The 21521-nt window shown below is 60.5% G+C and carries 19 protein-coding genes and 1 pseudogene; 12 read left to right on the forward strand and 8 right to left on the reverse strand.

What is annotated here, in order from left to right; genetic code table 11:
• Window positions 1-11: 11 nt before the first annotated feature.
• Both ACTJLA_RS21840 and ACTJLA_RS21845 read right to left on the reverse strand, forming a co-directional pair.
• Window positions 12-674, reverse strand: coding sequence for an amino acid ABC transporter permease (locus ACTJLA_RS21840; protein ID WP_034125741.1), 663 nt, complete (start codon window positions 672-674; stop codon window positions 12-14).
• A gap of 52 nt (window positions 675-726) precedes the next feature.
• Entirely contained in the window at window positions 727-1575 is an 849-nt protein-coding gene (locus ACTJLA_RS21845) for a transporter substrate-binding domain-containing protein (RefSeq protein WP_314544187.1), read from the reverse strand.
• 282 nt (window positions 1576-1857) lie between these two features.
• Between ACTJLA_RS21845 and ACTJLA_RS21850 the strand changes: the two genes are divergently transcribed.
• Both ACTJLA_RS21850 and ACTJLA_RS21855 read left to right on the forward strand, forming a co-directional pair.
• Window positions 1858-2106 carry a hypothetical protein gene (locus ACTJLA_RS21850; protein ID WP_034125743.1) on the forward strand — a complete coding sequence of 83 codons (249 nt, stop codon included), beginning with the start codon at window positions 1858-1860 and terminating at the stop codon, window positions 2104-2106.
• Between the two features lie 80 nt (window positions 2107-2186).
• Window positions 2187-2468 (forward strand): annotated as a pseudogene (locus ACTJLA_RS21855) (thioredoxin family protein); the annotation flags it as partial.
• Between the two features lie 22 nt (window positions 2469-2490).
• On the opposite strand, the gene ACTJLA_RS21860 reads toward ACTJLA_RS21855, so the two are convergent.
• From ACTJLA_RS21860 to rpiB, 3 genes are all read right to left on the reverse strand, one after another.
• The gene (locus ACTJLA_RS21860; protein ID WP_314544190.1) at window positions 2491-4059 is read right to left on the reverse strand and encodes a TerC family protein; all 1569 of its coding nucleotides are present in this window, start codon (window positions 4057-4059) and stop codon (window positions 2491-2493) included.
• A 433-nt stretch (window positions 4060-4492) separates the two neighbouring features.
• Entirely contained in the window at window positions 4493-5473 is a 981-nt protein-coding gene (locus ACTJLA_RS21865; protein WP_034125745.1) for a sugar-binding transcriptional regulator, read from the reverse strand.
• 63 nt (window positions 5474-5536) lie between these two features.
• The gene (gene rpiB / locus ACTJLA_RS21870; RefSeq protein WP_019817614.1) at window positions 5537-5998 is read right to left on the reverse strand and encodes a ribose 5-phosphate isomerase B; all 462 of its coding nucleotides are present in this window, start codon (window positions 5996-5998) and stop codon (window positions 5537-5539) included.
• Between the two features lie 262 nt (window positions 5999-6260).
• On the opposite strand from rpiB, the gene ACTJLA_RS21875 reads away from it, so the two are divergent.
• The 7 genes from ACTJLA_RS21875 to dhaL all read left to right on the forward strand — a co-directional run bounded on the left by ACTJLA_RS21875 (window position 6261) and on the right by dhaL (window position 13530).
• Window positions 6261-7748 carry a sugar ABC transporter ATP-binding protein gene (locus tag ACTJLA_RS21875; RefSeq protein ID WP_440842111.1) on the forward strand — a complete coding sequence of 496 codons (1488 nt, stop codon included), beginning with the start codon at window positions 6261-6263 and terminating at the stop codon, window positions 7746-7748.
• Window positions 7745-8722, forward strand: coding sequence for an ABC transporter permease (locus tag ACTJLA_RS21880; RefSeq protein ID WP_014718193.1), 978 nt, complete (start codon window positions 7745-7747; stop codon window positions 8720-8722). Before ACTJLA_RS21875 ends, ACTJLA_RS21880 begins: the two co-directional genes overlap by 4 nt.
• Before the next feature lie 34 nt (window positions 8723-8756).
• The gene (locus ACTJLA_RS21885; protein ID WP_014718192.1) at window positions 8757-9764 is read left to right on the forward strand and encodes a substrate-binding domain-containing protein; all 1008 of its coding nucleotides are present in this window, start codon (window positions 8757-8759) and stop codon (window positions 9762-9764) included.
• A 121-nt stretch (window positions 9765-9885) separates the two neighbouring features.
• Window positions 9886-10641, forward strand: coding sequence for an SDR family oxidoreductase (locus ACTJLA_RS21890; RefSeq protein ID WP_060767525.1), 756 nt, complete (start codon window positions 9886-9888; stop codon window positions 10639-10641).
• 27 nt (window positions 10642-10668) lie between these two features.
• The gene (locus tag ACTJLA_RS21895) at window positions 10669-11784 is read left to right on the forward strand and encodes an erythritol/L-threitol dehydrogenase (RefSeq protein WP_019817618.1); all 1116 of its coding nucleotides are present in this window, start codon (window positions 10669-10671) and stop codon (window positions 11782-11784) included.
• A 96-nt stretch (window positions 11785-11880) separates the two neighbouring features.
• The gene (locus ACTJLA_RS21900; protein WP_089042557.1) at window positions 11881-12882 is read left to right on the forward strand and encodes a dihydroxyacetone kinase subunit DhaK; all 1002 of its coding nucleotides are present in this window, start codon (window positions 11881-11883) and stop codon (window positions 12880-12882) included.
• 3 nt (window positions 12883-12885) lie between these two features.
• Entirely contained in the window at window positions 12886-13530 is a 645-nt protein-coding gene (dhaL, locus tag ACTJLA_RS21905; RefSeq protein WP_054918578.1) for a dihydroxyacetone kinase subunit DhaL, read from the forward strand.
• 148 nt (window positions 13531-13678) lie between these two features.
• On the opposite strand, the gene sohB is transcribed toward dhaL, so the two are convergent.
• Window positions 13679-14704, reverse strand: coding sequence for a protease SohB (gene sohB / locus ACTJLA_RS21910; RefSeq protein WP_054918580.1), 1026 nt, complete (start codon window positions 14702-14704; stop codon window positions 13679-13681).
• 194 nt (window positions 14705-14898) lie between these two features.
• Here sohB and ACTJLA_RS21915 point away from each other — a divergent pair, with 194 nt between their 5' ends.
• Complete coding sequence (locus tag ACTJLA_RS21915; RefSeq protein WP_034135852.1) at window positions 14899-15609, forward strand: histidine phosphatase family protein; 711 nt, start codon at window positions 14899-14901, stop codon at window positions 15607-15609.
• Between the two features lie 56 nt (window positions 15610-15665).
• On the forward strand, window positions 15666-15980 hold the full coding sequence (locus ACTJLA_RS21920) for an SCP2 sterol-binding domain-containing protein (protein WP_314544219.1): 315 nt from the start codon (window positions 15666-15668) through the stop codon (window positions 15978-15980).
• A 164-nt stretch (window positions 15981-16144) separates the two neighbouring features.
• On the opposite strand, the gene ACTJLA_RS21925 is transcribed toward ACTJLA_RS21920, so the two are convergent.
• A complete protein-coding gene (locus tag ACTJLA_RS21925) occupies window positions 16145-18781 on the reverse strand; it encodes an MGH1-like glycoside hydrolase domain-containing protein (protein ID WP_314544221.1) in 2637 nt (878 codons plus the stop codon).
• Between the two features lie 198 nt (window positions 18782-18979).
• On the opposite strand from ACTJLA_RS21925, the gene hglS reads away from it, so the two are divergent.
• The gene (gene hglS, locus ACTJLA_RS21930) at window positions 18980-20356 is read left to right on the forward strand and encodes a 2-oxoadipate dioxygenase/decarboxylase HglS (protein WP_089042555.1); all 1377 of its coding nucleotides are present in this window, start codon (window positions 18980-18982) and stop codon (window positions 20354-20356) included.
• 766 nt (window positions 20357-21122) lie between these two features.
• On the opposite strand, the gene ACTJLA_RS21935 is transcribed toward hglS, so the two are convergent.
• A complete protein-coding gene (locus tag ACTJLA_RS21935; protein WP_054896555.1) occupies window positions 21123-21347 on the reverse strand; it encodes a YdcH family protein in 225 nt (74 codons plus the stop codon).
• Between the last annotated feature and the right edge of the window lie 174 nt (window positions 21348-21521).

The following is a 21521-nucleotide window of genomic DNA, read 5'->3' on the forward strand; positions in this document are numbered from 1 at the left end:
GGGACCCTTCCTTAACGACGGATAGCCAAACGCTGTTCCAGGTAACGGAGCAGCATGGCAATCAGGTAACAGGCAGCCACGTAGAGCGCGGTCGTGACCAGCCAGGTTTCAATCACCCGGTAGCTTTCGACGTTGATCTTGCGGGCGTAATAGGTCAGCTCCGGCACCGCGATCGCGGCGGCCAGGGAGGTGTCCTTGAACAGCGAGATGAAGTTGTTCGAGAGTGCCGGCAACACGTTGCGCAGCATCACCGGCACGGTGATGTAAGCGCGAATCCGCCACTCCCCCAGGCCGATGGCCAGGCCGGCTTCCCGCAAGCCCTTGGGAATATTCACCAGGCCTGCACGGAATACCTCGGTGAGATAGGCGCCGGCATACAGCGACAGGGTGATGATGAACGAGGGAATCTTATCCAGCCGAATGCCCAGGGAGGGCAAGGCGAAGTAGATCAACAGGATCAACACCAGGATGGGGGTGTTGCGCACCACCGTCACATACACCGAGGCAATAATACGCAACGCGCGGTGCCTGGAAAGCATGGCAAACGCCATCAACAGGCCGATCACGCAGCCGATGGCGATCGACAGCAACGCCAACTGCAGCCCCAGGCCGAGCCCCGCCAGCAAGGTGTCGAAATCACGCCAGACGGCGGCAAAGTTCAACTGATAGTTCATGGTCAGCAGCACCTGAAGGGGGCGTGTTCAAGCACGCCCCTGTTGTTGCGGGTCACTTGAATTCCACGGGAAAACCAATCGCCGGTTCTGGCAGGTCCACGCCGAACCACTGCTTGAACGAGGCTTTGTAGCTGGGGAATTCCACACCGGTCATGGCTTCGTGCAGCGCGGTGTTGACGAAATTCAGCCAGTCCTGGTCGCCGCGCTTGACCGCACAGGCATAGGTTTGCGGGCTCCAGGCGTAGGTGGGGCTGCGGTAGCGGCCAGGGTTCTGCACCATCAGGTATTTGACCGAGGACTGATCGGTGGCGGCGGCATCGGCGCGGCCTGAGTTCACGGCCTGGTACATCAAGTCGACACTGTCGTACTGGTCGACCTTGGCCTTGGGCAGCGCCTGGTGCACCAACTCTTCGGCGTATACGTTTTGCAGCACTGCCACGGTAACGTCATCACCTGCGGCTTGGAGATCTTCGATTTCCTTGTACTTGCTGTTGTTGGGCAGCAGCAGGCCGACGCCTTCCCGGTAGTACGGCAGGGTGAAGGCCACCTGCTGCGCACGGCTGGCGGTAACGGTGATGAACTGGCAGCTCATGTCGACCTTGTCGGTGAGCAGGTTGGGAATACGTGCATCGGACGACTGCACCACAAACTCCACCTTGCTCGGGTCATTGAACAAGCCTTTGGCCACGATGCGGCCGATGTCGATATCAAACCCCTGCAATTTGCCATCCGCTCCCTGGAAGTGCCACGGCGCATTGGTACTGCCTGTACCTACGATCAAGTGCCCACGCTTGAGCACATCATCGAGCTTGCTGTCCGCCGCCTGCACCACGCTGGCGAGGGAAGCCGATGCAGCGACGAGAAAAACACACGCTTTGAATACGGAAGGTCGGTGATGCATGACAAGCACTCCAGGGAGGGTGTATTCCGCTATACCGGAACTTGGTATGTAACAACGGAATAGACAGCAGAAAGTGTGCCATAGGTGCTCATGGAAAGACATGCGTCCCACAAATGCCTTATGGATCAGTCAGATAGCGGCCTGACGGGAATACGGCGCCTGCCTGTGAGTACAAACGCTTTGCTACGCAAGACCTCAAACCCTGTTACTGCGCACCAATACCGAACGCCTGGGCTAACCTCTAAGAGCGTGCTTGCTCGCCCTTACATGGAACCCTGACTGATGAAACTGCGATATATCTTGCCCGTGCTTCTGCTCGGGGTGGCTGGCAACGCCCTGGCCAGTAGCGACCGTCGTGAATGCAAGGAAGAACTGCAGAAACTCAAGGAAGCCTTCAGTACCGACTACACCGCCCAGAATCACCATGGCTATCGCCGGGCCAAGGCCTCCCGTGACAATGAGGAATACGAGAAGTGCGCGAGCCAGGCCCGCAAGGCCAGGGAGCGCATAGAGCGCGAGGCAGACCTGTGAAGATTGACAGTAGACGGTGATAAGCCACGGGCTTAGCGTTGGCAAACACCCACGCGGCTTGAAGGGAGATCACCATGGGAATGGCCACCCGCATCATTTCCAGCGTCACAGCGTTCGAACGCGTACTGAATACACCGCGCCCGGTGTTCCTCCTGTTTGTATCAGAGCACTGCCCCGCTTGCGCGCAGGCAGGCTCCGTGTTCGAACAGCACGCCTGGCAGCATCCCTGGGTCGTGAGCCTGGTACTCGATTGCGCCCATACGCCGAGGCACCCTGACGTGTCAGGCACCCCGACGCTGCTGATCTATCGCAAGGGCGCCCTGGTGGAAAAACACAAAGGTTTGGGCCCCCTTGAAGAACAAGAGCAGTACGTGAAGAACATCTTCAGCCGTTATGACCTGAGCAAGGGTGCAAGTGCACTTGCGTCACTCGACGCTCCTCCACTTCAGCCACGGTCAAACGCCAGCCTTCATGTTCCAGGCTATCGCCCACCACCGGCAGGCGGTCAAGCAGGCTCATCACCAAACCTGCCAGGGTTTGATAATCCTCGGTCGTCACCGCCTTGAAGCCCGTGCGTTGACGCACCAGGTTGAGGTTCAATGCGCCATTGGCACGGAAGCCATCGCCTTGCTCGACAATATCGGGTCCTTCGATTTCGCTGGCATCGGGCAATTCACCGGCGATGGATTCCAGAATATCCGTCATGCTCAATACGCCCATGAAGTCGCCGAATTCGTTGATCACGAAAGCGATGTGAGTGGACTCCTGGCGCATCTGCTCGAGGGCATTGAGGATCGAAAAACTGTCCAGCAGGTTGATCGCCCGACGCGCCAGGTGTTCCAGGTTCGGCTCGTTGCCCGCCAGGTACTCCTTGAGTAACTCCTTCTTGTGCACAAAACCCAGGGGCTCATCCACCGCACCGTTACGGATCAACGGCAGACGCGAGTAGGACGAGTGCATCAGTTTCAGACGGATCGTCTCGGGGTCGTCCGCCAGGTCGATGCAATCAACCTTGGCCCTTGGGGTCATCAGGGTGCGAATCGGCCGCTCGGCCAGTTGCAGCACACCGCTGATCATCACCCGTTCGCGCCGGTCAAACAGCGGACCCTGCGCAGCATCCGGCTCGCCCAGCAGGTCGGCTACCTCTTCACCCACCTCTTCCACCGCCAGGCTGCGGCCGCCCAACAAGCGCATCACCGCATGGGCGGTACGCTCACGCACCGGCAACACACCCTGTGCCGATTTTTTGCGACGGGCTCGGGCGATCTGGTTGAACACCTCGATCAGAATCGAGAAGCCAATGGCCGCGTACAAGTAGCCCTTGGGAATATGGAAGCCCAGGCCTTCGGCGGTCAGGGCGAAACCGATCATCATCAGGAAGCCCAGGCACAGCATGATCACGGTGGGGTGCGCATTGACGAAACGGGTCAGCGGCTTGCTCGCCACGATCATCAGGCCGATGGACACGATCACGGCGATCATCATCACCGCCAGCTCGTCAACCATGCCCACGGCGGTAATCACCGCGTCGAGGGAGAACACCGCATCCAGCACCACGATCTGCGCGACAATAGGCCAGAACATTGCGTAAGCCACACTGCCCTTGTGCTGCGCCACATGGCCTTCAAGGCGCTCATGCAATTCCATGGTGGCCTTGAACAACAGGAACACACCACCAAACAGCATGATCAGATCACGGCCGGAGAAGCTCTTGTCGAACACCTCGAACAGCGGCTGGGTCAGGGTCACCAACCAGGAAATACTCGCCAACAGGCCCAGGCGCATCAGCAGCGCCAGGGATAAACCGATCAAACGTGCACGGTCACGCTGCTCCGGCGGCAACTTGTCCGCCAGGATCGCGATAAACACCAGGTTGTCGATACCCAGCACCAGTTCCAGCACAATCAAGGTCGCAAGGCCGAGCCAGGCCGTAGGATCCGCTAACCATTCCATTTATAAATTCTCTGTCTTTAAAGTGTTCAGAACGCCGGGCACGGCAAAGTGCGGTCATGCGACCGGGACAAGGTTAGTTGACGGAATACGGGGTGCTTCAGCGGGAACAGCGACAGCGGTTGTCTTGGGGAAAGACGACTGGGAGGCTCCGAGAGGGTGTTCATGCAAGTCCTGAAATGACAAAAGGACTTGAATCCTACATTCGAAATACAAATTTCCCACAACGCAAAACTATTACAAAACCTGTAAACCCCCCATCAGAAGCACAGCAACTCTTGTGGGAGCTGGCCTGCGATGCCGGCACCTCGATGCATGATCGTTCCCACGCTCTGCGTGGGAATGCCGCCTGTGACGCTCCGCGTCCCACCCGCGCAAGGATGACGCGGAGCGTCACAGGATGCGTTCCCACGCTGGAGCGTGGGAACGATCTGTATCAGGTTTTACGAGTGGCATCGTCCAGCGCCAGGATGGTGTGGGCATTGGTGACGGTGGTCGCCAGCGTATTGATCACCCCCGAACGCAACGCCCCCAAGGTCGCCGCCGCCTTGGTGTTCTCGCTGGCAATCGCCACCACATCCGGGATGCGAAACAGCTCCTGCACCGTCAACCCGATCACGCGCCCCTGGATGGCGTTGACCGCCGGCTGGCCGTGAATGTCGATAAAGTCATAGCCCATCATGTCGCCCACGGTGCCAGACAACCGCGCCTGGGCGATTTCCTGGGGCGAGAACCAGCCCATGCGCACCATGTTGCTGTTCTCGCTCATGTCGCCGATGCCGATCAGGGCGATATCGGCACGGCGGGCGCGGTCAAGAGTCGAACGCACCGTGTCGTTGTTGATCAGCACCCCGCGCAGTTCCGGGTTGGCCACCAGCGCCGGGGCGTACAGGCTTTCACTTTCGCCACCAAAGCGCAGGGCCAGGCGTCGGCAGATGTGGTCAGGGTTCATGTATTCGCCGGCCTTGAGCGAACCGCCGATGGCACACACGAAAGTGCAGTTGCGGGTCACCGGCAGAAACACGTTATCGGCCACCGCGCCGACGTTACGCCCCATGCCCACGGCAACGATCATCCCATCACTCAGGGTCTTGTTGAGGTAGTTGGCGACCAGGCTGGCGACCGCCGAGCGCTGGGTGTCGGGGTCGCTGTGGTCGACTGCGATCAAGGCGCGGTCGAGCTTGAAGCGCTCCACCAGCGCCCGCTCCAGCTCGTTGTTCATCGCCGGATGCTGCAATACGCGCACCTCGACGATCCCTTCATCCCGAGCACGCTTGAGCAGGCGGCTGACTTTGGCCCGCGACAGGTCAAAGCGCTTGGCAATGGCCTCCTGAGTGACGTTCTCAAGGTAATAGAGCATCGCCACTTCGGTCATCTGATCGATATCACTGGCCATGCGCTGGGTACTGTCACTCATGGGGACGGGCTTCCGTTTCGGCGTCAAAGGCGCATTCTCCCGACTCTTGCCCCGCGCCGTCCACTACTGATGCCCATCGCGCTCGATCGCATTGATGCGTTCGACCTTGGCCCCGGACCGCGCCGCTTCGAACTCCGAGGCCAAAAACGCACTGACGATGCTTTTGGCCAACTCCGCACCGATGACCCGCGCACCGATGGAGAGGATTTGCGCATCGTTGCTCTTGCGCGCCCGCTCCGCAGAGTAGGTGTCATGGGCCTGGGCCGCACGGATGCCCAGAACTTTGTTGGCCGAGATGGCCATGCCTATGCCGGTGCCGCATACCAGCACGCCGAGGCGCTGTTGCCCGGCATTGATGGCGGTGGCCACGGCCAGAGCGATGTCCGGGTACAGCACCGGCGCCGTTGAATGCGTACCGAAGTCGGTGACCGGGTACCCCAACGCCTCGATATGGCGCTTCAACAACTCTTTGAGCTCAAAACCCGCTTCATCACATCCGATAGCCACCGGGAAAGGTGTGTTCATGGCGCCAAACTCCACTGATCAAATGATCACTTAGTGAAATATCTCTCACTCATTTCGCAAGCATTCACCCCTTACTGTCAAGCGAGATTTAACTGACCTGCCAGTCAAAGCCCTATAGCAAGGCAATAAACGCGTCAAAGATGAGAATCACACCTTTTAAGTGAAAGAGATTGACTGATCAGAATTTCATTTGATACACATATGATCACAGCGAAACATGACTGTGCGACCTAATAAGAATTCACAGCACGAGGACACGCCGATGGCCACGCCATTACTGCTCCAGGCTGAACACGTCGCCAAGGCTTACGCCGGGGTACCAGCCCTGCGCGACGGGCGCCTTTCTCTGCGCGCCGGCAGCGTCCACGCCCTGTGCGGCGGCAACGGTGCCGGCAAGTCAACCTTCTTGAGCATCCTGATGGGCATCACCCAGCGTGACGCCGGCAGCATTCTGCTCAACGGCGCACCGGTGCAGTTCAATCGCCCGAGTGAAGCCCTGGCCGCGGGGATCGCAATGATCACCCAGGAGCTCGAACCCATCCCCTACATGACCGTCGCTGAAAACATCTGGCTGGGCCGCGAACCGCGCCGCGCCGGTTGCATCGTCGACAGCAAGGCCCACAACCGCCGCACCCGCGAACTGCTCGAAAGCCTGGAGTTCGACGTCGACGCCACCAGCCCCATGCACCGCTTGAGCGTGGCGCAGATGCAATTGGTGGAAATCGCCAAGGCGTTCAGCCATGACTGCCAGGTGATGATCATGGACGAGCCCACCTCAGCCATCGGCGAGCGCGAGGCCGAAACCCTGTTCAAGGCGATTCGCCGCCTTACCGCGCGCGGTGCCGGCATCGTGTACGTGTCCCATCGACTGAGCGAACTGGCGCAGATCGCCGATGACTACAGCATCTTCCGTGATGGCGCCTTTGTGGAAAGCGGGCGCATGGCCGATATCGACCGCGACCACCTGGTGCGCGGCATTGTCGGCCAGGAACTGACGCGCATCGACCACAAAGCGGGCCGCGAATGTGCGGCCAGCACCTGCCTGCAAGTCGACAACCTGAGCCGCAACGGTGAGTTCCACGACATCAGCCTGCAGCTGCGCCGTGGCGAGATTCTCGGCATTTATGGGTTGATGGGCTCCGGGCGCAGTGAATTCCTCAATTGCATCTACGGCTTGACCGTGGCGGATTCCGGCAGCGTTACCTTGCAAGGCAAGCCCATGCCCATCGGGCAGCCCAAGGCGACCATCGACGCCGGCATGTCGCTGGTTACCGAAGACCGCAAGGACAGCGGCCTGGTGCTGACCGGCAGCATCCTGTCGAACATTGCACTGTCGGCCTATAAGCGCTTGTCGAGTTGGTCGCTGATCAACGCACGTAAAGAAGCGCAACTGGCCGAGGAGATGGTCAAGCGCTTGCAGATCAAGACCAGCTCCCTGGAGCTGCCGGTAGCATCAATGAGCGGCGGCAACCAGCAAAAGGTGGTGCTCGCCAAATGCCTGTCCACCGAGCCGGTATGCCTGCTCTGCGATGAACCCACCCGCGGCATCGACGAAGGCGCCAAACAGGAGATCTACCACCTGCTCGACCAGTTCGTGCGCGCCGGTGGCGCAGCCATTGTGGTGTCGTCGGAAGCACCGGAACTGCTGCACTTGAGCGACCGCATCGCCGTCTTCAAAGGCGGCCGGCTGGTCACTATCAGCACCGACACCGCCCTTTCCCAGGAAGCCTTGTTGAGTCTTGCCTCATGAATGCCAAAACCATCGTTGCTCCCGTTACTGCCGCGCCGCGCAACCGCTTGCGCCTGTCCCTCGACCGCTTCGGCCTGCCGCTGGTGTTTATCCTGCTGTGCGTGGTGATGGCGTTTTCCAGCGAATACTTCATGACCTGGCGCAACTGGATGGACATCCTGCGCCAGACCTCCATCAACGGCATTCTCGCCGTGGGCATGACCTATGTGATCCTGACCAAGGGCATCGACCTGTCGGTGGGGTCGATCCTGGCGTTCGCCGGGTTGTGCAGCGCCATGGTCGCCACCCAGGGTTATGGCCTGTTGGCGGCGGTCAGCGCGGGGATGTTTGCCGGCGCGATGCTCGGGGTGGTCAATGGTTTCATGATCGCCAACCTGTCGATCCCGCCGTTCGTGGCCACCCTCGGCATGCTCAGCATCGCCCGGGGCATGACCTTTATTCTCAACGACGGCAGCCCGATCACCGACCTGCCCGACGCCTACCTGGCCCTGGGCATCGGCAAGGTCGGCCCGGTGGGCGTGCCGATCATCATCTTCGCCGTGGTCGCGCTTATTTTCTGGATGGTGCTGCGCTACACCACCTACGGCCGTTATGTGTACGCGGTGGGCGGCAATGAAAAAAGCGCGCGCACATCGGGCATTGGCGTGCGCAAGGTGATGTTCTCGGTCTACGTGGTCTCGGGCCTGCTCGCCGGGTTGGCCGGCGTGGTGCTGTCGGCACGCACCACCTCTGCCCTGCCCCAGGCCGGGGTTTCCTATGAGTTGGACGCGATTGCCGCGGTGGTGATCGGTGGCACCAGTTTGTCCGGCGGTACCGGCAGCATTGTCGGCACCTTGTTCGGGGCACTGTTGATCGGCGTGATCAACAACGGCCTGAACCTGCTCGGCGTGTCCTCCTATTACCAGCAGGTCGCCAAGGGCCTGATCATCGTGTTTGCAGTACTGATCGACGTGTGGCGCAAGAAGAAACGCTGAAGAACGACCCATAACAATAACTGGAGTTCTACTTATGAAACTGGGTACCACCCTGGCCGCTGCGGCGGCCCTCTCCCTGCTCGCCAGCAGTATCGCCCTGGCCGCCGACGGCAAGACCTACAAGATCGGCGCAGCCGTCTATGGCCTCAAGGGTCAGTTCATGCAGAACTGGGTCCGCGAGCTCAAGGAACATCCGGCCGTCAAGGATGGCACCGTGCAGTTGACCGTGTTCGACGGCAACTACGACGCCCTGACCCAGAACAACCAGATCGAAAACATGGTGACCCAACGCTACGACGCGATTCTGTTCGTACCGATTGATACCAAGGCCGGCGTCGGTACCGTCAAGGCCGCCATGAGCAACGACGTGGTGGTCATCGCCTCCAATACGAAAGTAGCCGATGCCAGCGTGCCGTATGTGGGTAACGACGACGTGGAAGGCGGCCGCCTGCAGGCCCAGGCCATGGTCGACAAGCTCAATGGCAAAGGCAATGTGGTGATCATCCAGGGCCCGATTGGCCAGTCGGCGCAGATCGACCGGGAAAAAGGCGAGCTGGAAGTGCTGGGCAAACACCCGGACATCAAGATCATCGAAAAGAAAACCGCCAACTGGGACCGCGCCCAGGCCATGACGCTCACCGAAGACTGGCTCAACGCCCACCCCAAGGGCATCAATGGCGTGATCGCCCAGAATGACGACATGGCCCTGGGCGCCGTGCAGGCGCTGAAGTCCCATGGCCTCACCGCCAAGGATGTGCCCGTGACCTCTATCGACGGCATGCCGGATGCGATCCAGGCGGCGAAAAAGGACGAAGTCACCACCTTCCTCCAGGATGCCCAGGCCCAATCCCAAGGCGCACTGGACGTGGCCCTGCGCGCCCTGGCAGGCGAGGACTACAAGCCGCAATCGGTGATCTGGGAGCGCTACGCCAAGGACGTGAAATGGGCCGACGGCACAGCCAAGAACTACATCCTGCCCTGGGTGCCGGTGACCAATGCCAATGCGGATGCGCTGTACAAGCAAGTCAGCGGCGGTAAGTAGTTTGATCGTTCCCACGCTCCGCGTGGGAACGCATCCCGTGACGCTCCGCGTCACTTAACATCGGAACGCAGAGCGTTCCACGCGGCATTCCCACGCAGAGCGTGAGAACGAGGAGTCATTCATGTCTGGTTTCTGGAACCAAGCCTTCGACCTCAGCGGCCGTTGCGCGGTGATCACCGGTGGCGCCGCCGGCATCGGCCTGGCCTGCGCCACCTTGCTGGCGGAACGCGGCGCAAGGGTGGCGCTGCTGGACCGCGACCCGGCCGTGGTCGAGGTGGCCGCCAGCCTGGGTGCCGGGCACCTTGGCATTGCCGTCGACCTCGGGAGGATCGACCAGATACAACCGACCGTCGACAAGGTGTTCGCGCATTTCCAGCGCCTGGATTACCTGATCAACAGTGCAGGCGTGGTGCTGCTGGACAAGGCCATCGAGGTCAGCGAAAGCGCCTGGGACACCACCCTGGACATCAACCTCAAGGCCAGTTTTTTCATGGCTCAGGCCTGCGCCAGGCACATGATCGCCCAGGGCAGCGGGCGCATCGTCAACCTGGCGTCCCAGGCTGCCGTGATTGGCCTGGACCGTCACGTCGCCTACTGCGCCAGCAAGGCCGCCATCGTCGGCATGACCAAGGTATTGGCCATGGAGTGGGCGCCGCAGATCAACGTCAACGCCATCTCTCCGACCATCGTCGAAACCGCCCTGGGCAAAAAAGCCTGGGCGGGCGAGGTGGGTGAGCGGGCCAAATTGCAGATTCCGGCAGGTCGCTTTGCCCAGCCGGAAGAAATCGCCGGGCTGGCGCTGTACCTGCTCAGCGACGCCGCACAGATGATCACCGGTGCCAACATGGTGATCGACGGCGGCTACAGCATTCAGTAATTCATCGTTATGTCGTGAGGTTTTGTCATGTCCACCGTCACCGAACGCACACCTGAACAACTCGCCCCGAGCATCCCGAAAACCATGCAGGCTGTGGTCTGCCACGGCCCGGAAGATTACCGTCTGGAAACCGTCGACGTGCCCACGCCCGGCCCCGACGAGATCCTGACCAAAGTCGAGCTGTGCGGCATTTGTATGGGCGATATCAAGACCTATCGCGGCGCGCCGTCGTTTTGGGGCGATGCCGAGCAACCGCGCTACGTGAAGCCGCCGATGATCCCCGGGCATGAGTTCGTGTGCCGCGTAGTCGCCCTTGGCCCAGGCGCCGAGAAACGCGGCGTGGCCGTGGGCGACCGGGTGATCTCCGAGCAGATCGTGCCATGCTGGGGCTGCCGCTTTTGCAACCACGGCCAGTATTGGATGTGCCAGAAGCACGACCTGTATGGCTTCCAGAACAATGTGCAGGGCGCCATGGCGCAATACATGATCTTCACCAAGGAAGGCATCATCCACAAAGTGCCGGAATCCATCGCCCCCGATGAAGCGATCCTGATCGAACCCCTGGCCTGCTCGCTACACGCGGCGGAACGCGCCAACGTCGACCATGACGATATCGTGGTGGTCGCCGGCGCCGGCACCCTGGGCCTGGGCATCATCGGCGCGGTGCGGTTGCGCAACCCGAAAAAACTCATCGTGCTGGACATGAAACCCGAACGCGCCGCCCTCGCCCTGCGCCTGGGCGCCGATGAAGTGTGGAACCCGGCCGAGGTGGATGTGTTGGCGAAGATCCGCGAAATCACCGATGGCTACGGCTGCGACATTTATATCGAGGCGACCGGGCATCACAAGGCGGTGAACCAAGGCCTGGCGATGCTGCGCAAGCTGGGACGCTTTGTGGAATTCAGCGTGTTCAATGACGAGGCCACGGTGGATTGGTCGATCATCGGTGACCGCAAGGAGCTGGATATCCTCGGCTCGCACCTGGGGCCGTATATGTACCCAAGGGCCATAGACTTTATCGGCAACCGCAAGATCGATATGCGCGACGTGGTGACCCACAAGTTTGCGCTGGCGGACTTCAAGGAAGCCTTTGCAGTGATGGAACGCGGCGATAAATCGCTGAAGGTTGTGCTCGAACCCTGATCTCAGTAACAACACAAAACCCTGTGGGAGCTGGCTTGCCTGCTCCCACAATGGAAGGGTGTCGCCCCTTAGAACAAGAACACAGGAACCCGCGTTATGAATCGAGTCATCAACGATCCCGACCAAGTGGTCGAAGACATGCTGCGCGGCATCCTGGTCGCGCACCCCGAGCTGCGCCAGTACGAAAGCAACCCACGGGTCATCGTCAAGGCCAAGCCCTCCGCCCAGGGCCGCGTCGGCATTGTCACCGGCGGCGGCTCCGGGCATGAGCCGGCGTTCCTCGGTTATGTAGGCCCAGGCCTGGTGGATGCGGTGGCCGTTGGCGAGATTTTTTCCTCGCCCACCGCCAAAAGCTTTTTCGACGCCTTCCGCGCCGCCGACCATGGCGCAGGCGTGGCATGCCTGTATGGCAACTACGCGGGCGACAATATGAACGTGAAGCTGGCGATGAAAATGGCCGCCAGCAAAGACATGCGCATCCGCACGGTGGTCGCCAACGACGACGTGGCCTCCGCGCCCAAGGCCGACATCGCCAAGCGTCGCGGTGTAGCCGGGGAGATCTTCATGTGGAAGATCGGCGGTGCCGCCGCTGCCCAGCATTACGACCTGGACGGCGTGATTCGGGTGGCGCAGAAAACCGTCGACCACTGCCGCTCGATTGGTATCGGCCTTACGCCCTGCACGATAGCCGCGGTGGGCAAGCCGAACTTCCAGATTCCCGACGGCCAGATGGAGCTGGGTATCGGCCATCATGGCGAACCGGGCATCGAAGTCATCCCGATTGAACCGGCCGCTGCCATGGCCGAGCGCATGCTGGTGCCGATCCTCGCCGACCGCGATTTCAGCCAGGACGATAGCGTGGTGGTGCTGGTCTCAGGCCTGGGCGCCACCCCGGTGATGGAGTTGTATATTTTCTACGCCGAGGTGGAAAAACAGCTCAAGGCCAAAGGTTTGAAGATTCACCGCTGCTACGTGGGCAACTACTTCACGTCCCTGGAGATGATGGGCGTGACCTTGACCCTGCTCGGCCTCGACGCCGAGCTGAAAACCCTGATCGACCAACCCTGCCGCTCCATCGGCATGACCCAGGCGGAGTGAACCATGAGCCAGCATTTTTCCACCCATGAGGGTAGCGCCATCGTCGCCGACCTGGTCAGCGTGATCGTGGCCAACCGGGAGTACCTCAGCGAAGTCGACGGCGCTATAGGCGATGGCGACCATGGCATCAACATGGCCAAGGGCTTTGCCCATTGCGGCCGTACGATCGAAGGCCGCCAACTGACCCTGGCCGAAGCCCTGGATGAACTGACCCTGAGCCTGATGGAAGGCATCGGCGGCTCCATGGGGCCCTTGTATGGCAGCCTGTTTATCGGTATGGCCGACGAAGTGCGCGGCAGTGAAGACATCGACGCCGCCACCTTCGCCCATCTGCTGCGCGGCGGCTTGACCTCGTTGCAGGACATCACCGAAGCGGGCGTGGGCGACAAGTGCTTGATGGACACGTTGATCCCGGCGGTGGAAGCCTTTGAACGGGCGCATGCAGCGGCGCGTTCTTTCAGCGATGCACTCGACGCGATGAAAAGCGCTGCTTCTCAGGGGCGGGATTCGACCAAGGACCTGGTGGCCAAGATTGGCCGAGCGAGTCGTTTGGGTGAGCGCTCCCTCGGCGTTCTGGATGCCGGGGCCGTATCGTGCTGCCTGATCCTTACGCAGTTGGCGGACTCGATTAAACCCCGTTTGACCTGACATGATCGTTCCCACGCTCCGCGTGGGAATGCAGCCTTGGACGCTCCGCGTCCCACCTACGCCAGGGTGACGCAGAGCGTCACTGGTGGCATTCCCACGCTCCGCGTGGGAACGATCGACAAGGGATTACCTGGATTTCAGTAATGGCTTACCAGAACCGCTGCTGGGTCAAGCGGCTCCACCAGGTCAACAGCACCCGGTCCACCGAACCGCTGGCCGCCAAGCCCACGCGCTCCTGCAGGCTCTTACGCTCGGCATAGTGCAGGTGGAACACTTCGGCGGTCTTGGCCTTGGTGGCCAGGTATTCATCGCTGGTTTGCAGCTCATCGACCAGTTGTTTGTCGAGAGCGGCAACCCCCAACCACACTTCGCCAGTGGCCACCTCGTCAATCGCCAACTGCGGGCGGTAACGCGAGACGAAGTTCTTGAACAGCTGATGAGTGATGTCCAGGTCTTCCTGGAACTTCTCCCGGCCCTTCTCGGTGTTTTCGCCGAACACTGTGAGCGTGCGCTTGTATTCACCGGCGGTCAGCACTTCAAAGTCGATGTCGTGCTTTTTAAGCAGGCGATTGACGTTGGGCAACTGCGCCACCACGCCAATGGAACCGAGAATGGCGAAGGGAGCGCTGATGATCTTCTCGCCGATGCACGCCATCATGTAGCCACCGCTGGCCGCGACTTTGTCGATGCACACGGTCAACGGCACGCCGGCCTGGCGGATACGCGCCAGTTGCGAGGAGGCCAGGCCATAGCTGTGCACCATGCCGCCGCCGCTTTCCAGGCGTAGCACCACTTCATCCTTGGGCGTGGCCAGGCTCAGCAGTGCGGTGATTTCATGACGCAGGCTTTCGGTGGCCGAGGCCTTGATGTCACCGTCGAAATCCAGCACGAATACCCGTGGCTTGGGCTCGGGCTTCTTCTTGTCTTTCTTCTTTTCAGCTTTGGTTTCGGACTTGCGCAGGGCCTTGAGCTGGTCCTTGTCGAGCAGGCTGGACTCCAGGCGCTCACGCAAGCCCTTGTAGAAATCATTCAGCTTGCTGACCTGCAATTGGCCGGCGGATTTACGACGACCTTTGCTGCGCAGTGCTGCAAAGCTGATCAGTACCACCAGAATAGCGACCACCAGGGTGACGGTCTTCGCCAGAAAGCTCGCGTATTCGGCCAAAAAATCCATATGTCTCCTTAAAAAATGCACTGCGCCAGGCGCGGATGGCCTCAGCATACCGACGCCACTGCGAAGGAGCCAGTGATCAAACCGCCAGCAGGCGGGCTCCAACGCGCTTTTAAAACAAGCGTATGTTTTTTCATTGACAGCTCGCAGGCATCCTCATAACCTCGCCAGACTTTCAACGTACCGGGAAAACGGACGTGGGCAGCATTTATCTGATTCGACATGGCCAGGCTTCCTTCGGTGCAGACGACTATGACGTCCTCTCGCCCATTGGCGTGGAACAAGCGCAAGTGCTCGGTCGCCACCTGGCAGACCTGGGCATTGCGTTTGACCGCTGCATCGCCGGCGACCTGCGTCGCCAGCAGCACACTGCCAGCGCCACGTTCGACCAGTACAGCGCCCTGGGCTTGCCGGTTCCGGCATTGGAAACAGACAGCGCGTTCAACGAGTTCGACGGCGAGGCAATCATTCGCGGCCTGTTACCCGACCTGCTCAGCAGTGAGCCGGATGCCGTGCACATCCTGCGCAATGGCCCGCAGAACCGCAGCGAGTTCCAACGCATTTTCGCCCTGATCATCGAACGCTGGCTGGCCGGCACCTATGATCCGCCCGGGCTGGAAAGCTGGCTGGGGTTTGTCGAGCGGGTCCAGGGTGGTTTGCAGCGGATCCTTGAAGCCGCCAACCACACCGACAAAATCGCCGTATTCACCTCCGGCGGCACCATCACCGCCCTGCTCCACCTGATTACCCGAATGCCTGCCGCCCAGGCCTTCGAAATGAACTGGCAAATTGTTAACACCTCGCTCAACCAATTGAAGTTCCGTGGTCGCGAGGTGGCACTGGCTTCCTTCAACAGTCACGCCCACTTGCAACTGTTGAAGGCGCCGCAGCTCATCACTTTCCGATGAACTGCGGCCAACCGTGACCCCAAGGTCACTGGACTCTACCCTTAAGGATCGAAACCATGACTGACGTAGCTAGAGCAGTAGAAGCAATGAAAGCCAAATTCAACCCAAGCGCTGCCGAAGGCTTGGACCTGGTGTTCGGTTTCCGTATCGACGACAGCAAGAATTTCTCGCTGGTGGTCAAGGACAAGACCTGCGAGCTCAAAGAAGGCGAAAACCCTGACGCGCAGGTCACCCTGGTGATGGACAGCGAGACCCTGGAAGGCATCGTCGACGGCTCCACCGACGGAATGCAAGCGTTCATGGGCGGCAAGCTGCGCACCGAAGGCGACATGATGCTGGCGATGAAGCTGAGCGAGCTGTTCCCTTCCTGATTCACGGGTAACCCTGAATCCTGATCCCGCCTCCCCAGGCGGGATTTTTTTGCCTGCATTCTCGCGGTGAATGAAGATCCCCTGTGGGAGCTGGCTTGCCTNCACCGCGGTGCCTGTATCGCAGGCAAGCCAGCTCCCACAGAAAAGCAAATCCGTAGGACTGCTCAGGTTTTTGGCTGTAGCAACAACGCCACCAACGCGCTCCACCCGGTCTGGTGTGAAGCCCCCAGCCCTCGCCCTGTCTCACCATGAAAATACTCATGGAACAACACCAGGTCACGACTGGCCAGGTCTTCCTGCAGCTGTGCATACCCCGCCATCGACGGCCGCACACCGTTTTCATCTTTGAGAAACAGCCGCGTCAGCCGCTCGCTGAGGCTGTCAGCCACTTCCTCGAGTGACGCCAGATACCCACTGCCCGTCGGGTACTCCACGGAAAAATGCTCCGCGTAATAGCGATGAAATTCGCGCAACGATTCAATCAGCATGTAATTGACCGGCATCCACAGCGGCCCGCGCCAATTGGAGTTGCCGCCGTACAAGCGTGAGTCGGATTCACCGGGTTGGTAACTGGCGCACAAGGTGTCGCCATTCATCTTCAACGCCAGGGGCTGCTCGGCGAACGCCTTGGACAGGGCGCGCACGCCAAAGGCCGACAAGAACTCCTGGTCATCCAGCATGCGTCGCAGCAAATCCTTGGTGCGTTCACCGCGCAGCAGCGCCAGCAACAGGCGGTTGCCCTGCCCCGGTTCGGTCCAGCGCGAAACCAACCTGGCCAGGTCCGGCCGATGATGCATAAAGCCCAGCAGGCGCTCGCGCAAGCCTCCCAGGCCCTCGTGCTCGCGCTGTTCCAGCACAAGCACCGCGAACAGCGGCATTAACCCGACGATGGAGCGCAGGCGCACCGGTTCGCTCTGGCCATCAGGACGGTGCAGTACGTCGTAGAAAAACTGGTCCTGCTCATCCCACAAGCCTTCGGCGCTGTCATCGACGCGGTTGATAGCGCCGGCGATGTAGAGGAAATGCTCGAAAAACTTCACGGCAATGTCCACGTACACCACATTGCGCTTGGCCAACTCCAGGCCGATGCGCATCAGGTCCAGGGCATAGGCCGCCACCCAGGCGGTGCCATCGGCCTGGTCCAACTGGTAACCCGGCGGCAACGGGGCCGAGCGGTCGAACAAGGCGATATTGTCCAGGCCCAGAAAACCGCCCTGGAACAGGTTGCGGCCCTCGGCGTCCTTGCGGTTGACCCACCAGGAGAAATTCAGCAGCAGCTTATGAAAGATGCGCTCCAGGAAATCCATGTCGCCCACGCCGGTCAACGCCTTGTCCTGCTGATATACGCGCCAGCTGGCCCAGGCGTGCACGGGCGGGTTGGCGTCGTCAAAGCGCCATTCGTAGGCCGGCAATTGGCCGTTGGGGTGCATGAAGCGGTCCTTTACCAGCAGCAACAGCTGTTGCTTGGCGTAACTGGGGTCGATCAGCGCGATGGCCACCGCCTGGAAGCCTTGATCCCAGGAGGCATACCAGGGGTATTCCCAAGTGTCGGGCATGGACAAGATGTCGAAGTTGCTCAGGTGCCGCCAATGGGTATTGCGGATAAGCAGACGCTCGGGCGGTGGCGCGGGCTGGGCCGGGTCGCCGTCAAGCCACTGGTTCACGTCGAAATAGTACAGCTGCTTGGACCACAGCAGGCCGGCCAGGGCCTGGCGTTGCACATTGCGCGCATCGTCATCGGCAAGGCCCTGTTGCAAGACCGCGTAGAAGTCATCGGCCTCCTGGCGGCGCTGTTCGAATAGCTTGCGCGCATTGACATCGGGCGCGTCCAAAGGCGCCAAACGCAGGTAAAGGGTTTTGCTTTCCTGGCCCGCCAGTTCAAGGGTGAAATGCGCGGCCACCTTGGTGCCGGCGTCCCGGCGAACGGCCGACTCAACCCCGCCCACCACGTAATCATTAATGCCATCCTTGAATGGCCCCGGCGCCGGTTGCCCGTCCAGTTTGGGCCGATTGGTTTGGTTTTCGCAGAACAGCCACTGCAACCCGTCCTGGCCCCAGGCACTGAGGTGGCGATCATCGAGCTCATGATGACGCGCCAGAACCCGCTCGCCGTCCAACCTCAAGCTGGGCTTGGGTGCATCGAAGGTCCAGCTCCAGTCATTGCGCGCCCAGAGCTGGGGCAGCACCTGCAGGCGTGTGGGTTGGTCCGAACGGTTATGCACGGTGACGCGCATGAAAATATCGTCGGGCTGATGCTTGGCGTATTCGACACTGACGTCGCAGTAGTGGTTGTCTGCGAACACACCGGTATCAAGGATTTCATACTCGGCATCCGCCAGCCCACGACGGGCGTTTTCGGCGATCAGGTCAGCGTAGGGAAAGGCCGCATGGGGATATTTGTAGAGCATGCGCATGTAGGCATGGCTCGGCACGCCATCGACGAAAAAGTACAGTTCCTTGACGTCTTCACCGTGGTTGCCTTCGGCGTTGTCGAGGCCGAACAGACGTTCCTTGAGGATTGCGTCACGCTCGTTCCACAGCGCCAGGCCCAGGCACCAGCGTTGAGCCTTGTCACTGAAACCGGCCAATCCATCCTCGCCCCATCGATAGGCGCGGCTGCGTGCATGCTCATGAGGGAAGTAGGCCCAGGCGTCACCGTCGGCGCTGTAGTCTTCGCGCACCGTGCCCCATTGGCGTTCACTCAGGTACGGGCCCCAGTCGCGCCACTGCTCGGCGCCTGGCGTTGCCAGGCGCTGGCCTTCGAGGGTGTCCAGCAGGTTGGTTGCGGGTTTGGCCGTCATTGGGTCCTCCTTCACCTACACAGTGGAGCGCAGTGTAGAGCCCAATGACGCCCGCTTGCACATGAAGACTTGGGCGCAGGGTCAACTCATTCATTTGCAGAATGAAGTCCAGAAGAATCTTCGTTTGCAAGGCGGCAGGCTGCTCAACAAAATCAGGCAAAGGCCACTTTCATCGCTCCAGTCATCAGGAATTTTTCTATGCACGCCACTGCACATGTCAGCCCTGACGAGATCCGCAAGGGCTTTTCCAAGGCCATGTCCGACATGTATCGAGAGGAAGTTCCTTTATATGGGGCGTTGCTGGAATTGGTGGCCGAGACCAACGCACATGTGCTCGACAGCGAACCGGGCCTGGCGCACCAGTTGCAGCGTACCGGCGAAATCCAGCGCCTGGGCATGGAACGCCACGGCGCCATCCGCTTGGGCACCGCTGCGGAACTGGCGACTATCAGCCGTTTGTTCGCGGTGATGGGCATGCAACCGGTGGGGTACTACGACCTCACCCCCGCTGGCGTACCTGTTCACTCCACCGCCTTTCGCGCCGTGCATGAACACGCGCTGCAAACCAGCCCGTTTCGCGTGTTCACTTCGTTGCTGCGCCTGGAACTGATCGAAAACCCCGACCTGCGCGCCTTCGCCGAAAGCGCCCTGGCCAAGCGCTCGATCTTCACCGGCGAGGCCTTGGCATTGATCGACCAGGCAGAGACCCAAGGCGGCTTGAATGCCAGCGATGCCGAGGCCTTTATCCGCCAGGCCCTGGAGACGTTCCGCTGGCACCACACTGCCACGGTCACCGGCGCCCAATATCAGCAACTGAGCGACCAGCACCGACTGATCGCCGACGTCGTCGCGTTCAAAGGCCCGCACATCAACCACCTGACCCCACGCACCCTGGACATCGACCAGGTGCAGGCGGCGATGCCCGGCAAAGGCATCACTCCCAAAGCCGTGATCGAAGGCCCACCCCGGCGCCAGTGCCCGATCCTGCTGCGCCAGACCAGCTTCAAGGCCCTGGACGAACCCATCGCCTTCACCGATGCCCACGGTAGCCACAGCGCGCGCTTCGGCGAAATCGAACAACGCGGGGTCGCACTTACCCCTAAAGGCCGCGCCCTGTACGACCAACTGCTGAACGCCGCCCGTGACGAACTCGGCACATTCCCCAATGAAGCCAACGCCGAGCGCTATGTGCAATTGATGGAACAGCACTTCCACGCCTTCCCCGATAACTACCCGCAGATGCGCGAGCAGGGCTTGGCGTATTTTCGCTACTTCGTCACCGATAAAGGCCTGACGGCACGCGCCCAGGCCGATCAGCCGCGCACATTGGAGGCGCTGGTCGGTGCCGGTCATGTGGCGGTGGAGCCGTTGGTGTATGAGGACTTTTTGCCGGTCAGTGCGGCGGGGATCTTCCAGTCAAACCTGGGGGATGGGGCGCAGAGTCACTACGCGGGCAACTCCAACCGAGATGCCTTCGAACAGGCGCTGGGGCGCAGGACGATTGATGAGTTGCAGTTGTATGAGCAGACGCAGCAGCGTTCCATGGATATATGCGTTGAAACGCTGTTGAAATGACTGGATGCAAGACCGAACGCCAAGCGTCACGGCGTTGATGGTAACCACGATGCGAAGCGAGCCGCTTTTGATCTTGATCTGCTTTTGATCTTGATCTTAAGCGCCCCGTCAAACCACGCTGGCCGGAATTCGACAGGGATTTGGGGGGTAAACCGGCAGGGATGCGGGTTTAGCCGCCCCGCGCCATGGATGGCGCGTGGCGGCGGCCCCCCAAATCACTGGAGGATTACGGGCACACCGAGCCTAAGCGAGGTGCCGAGTGGTGGGGCAAGAGCCTTTTGCTTACTTTTGGGCTTTTCAAAAGTGAGCCGCTGTAAAAGCGGAACCCTAAGTGGCCGTTACCGCAGGAATGGATATACACCCGGTATACCTGCGTCGCCTGTCAGGCCGCCTTCGCGAGCAAGCCCGCTCCCACAGTTGGATCGCGGTGTGTCAGGTAGGTAGGCGTCGGCTGGGAGGCCGCCATCGCAGGCAAGCCAGCTCCCACAGACGGCATTTGCAGCCGACCGATTCGGCCCTGTGTTGCATGAATTCTGAGGATGCCCACCCGGCTCAAACAACGCAATCCTTGCGCCGCAACAAGCCCCAGAGCCGAGTGGACGGGGGCATCATAAGGAGAGAAGCGACACTTGTCCTCCAGACAATTCTGAACAAATGTGCACATTCCGTGTGTGTGTGTGGCGAGGGAGCTTGCTCCCGCTGGGGTGCGAAGCGCCCCCATCGGCGNAACGGGAGCAAGCTCCCTCGCCACAGGTTACGGGTTTGCTTAACCCAGCCGCTGCGCAATTTCGTCTTTGATCAACAGCCGCTTCTTCTTCAGGTTCTCCACCTCTTCATCGCTGGCACTGGCTTTTTCCGCTTTTAGCACCTTGGCGTCGGCGTCGTCGTATTGAGTGAGCAGTGAGTCCAACCGGTTGTCTTGCGCCCTGCGCTTGTGAACGTCTTCCTTGCTCAATCCCAAGTCCTGATACAGGTCGTGTTTCACTGGCATGGCGTACCTCCACAGATTGATCGATGGTCTACGCCCTTGAAGCTAGCCCATTCCAACAAGCCTTGTCATGTTTGAAGTCAAGAACGACCCGTTCGTCGCGGCGCACGCGATGGGATCAAACCTTTGCCCCGCCCTGCCCTCCACTGTAGATCGCCACCCCAGGGAGAACGGTTT

It is taken from the genome of Pseudomonas sp. 22072 (assembly GCF_052046095.1).
Classification (GTDB): Bacteria; Pseudomonadota; Gammaproteobacteria; order Pseudomonadales; family Pseudomonadaceae; genus Aquipseudomonas; species Aquipseudomonas paracarnis.

What these genes read in the sequence shown, in the direction of transcription:
- ACTJLA_RS21890 (WP_060767525.1), top strand. Translation starts at nt 9,886, where the DNA reads ATGTCTGGTTTCTGGAACCAAGCCTTCGACCTCAGCGGCCGTTGCGCG.
- ACTJLA_RS21925 (WP_314544221.1), bottom strand. Translation starts at nt 18,781, where the DNA reads ATGACGGCCAAACCCGCAACCAACCTGCTGGACACCCTCGAAGGCCAG.
- ACTJLA_RS21895 (WP_019817618.1), top strand. Translation starts at nt 10,669, where the DNA reads ATGTCCACCGTCACCGAACGCACACCTGAACAACTCGCCCCGAGCATC.
- ACTJLA_RS21920 (WP_314544219.1), top strand. Translation starts at nt 15,666, where the DNA reads ATGACTGACGTAGCTAGAGCAGTAGAAGCAATGAAAGCCAAATTCAAC.
- ACTJLA_RS21900 (WP_089042557.1), top strand. Translation starts at nt 11,881, where the DNA reads ATGAATCGAGTCATCAACGATCCCGACCAAGTGGTCGAAGACATGCTG.
- dhaL (WP_054918578.1), top strand. Translation starts at nt 12,886, where the DNA reads ATGAGCCAGCATTTTTCCACCCATGAGGGTAGCGCCATCGTCGCCGAC.
- ACTJLA_RS21865 (WP_034125745.1), bottom strand. Translation starts at nt 5,473, where the DNA reads ATGAGTGACAGTACCCAGCGCATGGCCAGTGATATCGATCAGATGACC.
- ACTJLA_RS21885 (WP_014718192.1), top strand. Translation starts at nt 8,757, where the DNA reads ATGAAACTGGGTACCACCCTGGCCGCTGCGGCGGCCCTCTCCCTGCTC.
- ACTJLA_RS21860 (WP_314544190.1), bottom strand. Translation starts at nt 4,059, where the DNA reads ATGGAATGGTTAGCGGATCCTACGGCCTGGCTCGGCCTTGCGACCTTG.
- rpiB (WP_019817614.1), bottom strand. Translation starts at nt 5,998, where the DNA reads ATGAACACACCTTTCCCGGTGGCTATCGGATGTGATGAAGCGGGTTTT.
- sohB (WP_054918580.1), bottom strand. Translation starts at nt 14,704, where the DNA reads ATGGATTTTTTGGCCGAATACGCGAGCTTTCTGGCGAAGACCGTCACC.
- ACTJLA_RS21935 (WP_054896555.1), bottom strand. Translation starts at nt 21,347, where the DNA reads ATGCCAGTGAAACACGACCTGTATCAGGACTTGGGATTGAGCAAGGAA.
- ACTJLA_RS21840 (WP_034125741.1), bottom strand. Translation starts at nt 674, where the DNA reads ATGAACTATCAGTTGAACTTTGCCGCCGTCTGGCGTGATTTCGACACC.
- ACTJLA_RS21875 (WP_440842111.1), top strand. Translation starts at nt 6,261, where the DNA reads ATGGCCACGCCATTACTGCTCCAGGCTGAACACGTCGCCAAGGCTTAC.
- ACTJLA_RS21845 (WP_314544187.1), bottom strand. Translation starts at nt 1,575, where the DNA reads ATGCATCACCGACCTTCCGTATTCAAAGCGTGTGTTTTTCTCGTCGCT.
- ACTJLA_RS21850 (WP_034125743.1), top strand. Translation starts at nt 1,858, where the DNA reads ATGAAACTGCGATATATCTTGCCCGTGCTTCTGCTCGGGGTGGCTGGC.
- ACTJLA_RS21880 (WP_014718193.1), top strand. Translation starts at nt 7,745, where the DNA reads ATGAATGCCAAAACCATCGTTGCTCCCGTTACTGCCGCGCCGCGCAAC.
- hglS (WP_089042555.1), top strand. Translation starts at nt 18,980, where the DNA reads ATGCACGCCACTGCACATGTCAGCCCTGACGAGATCCGCAAGGGCTTT.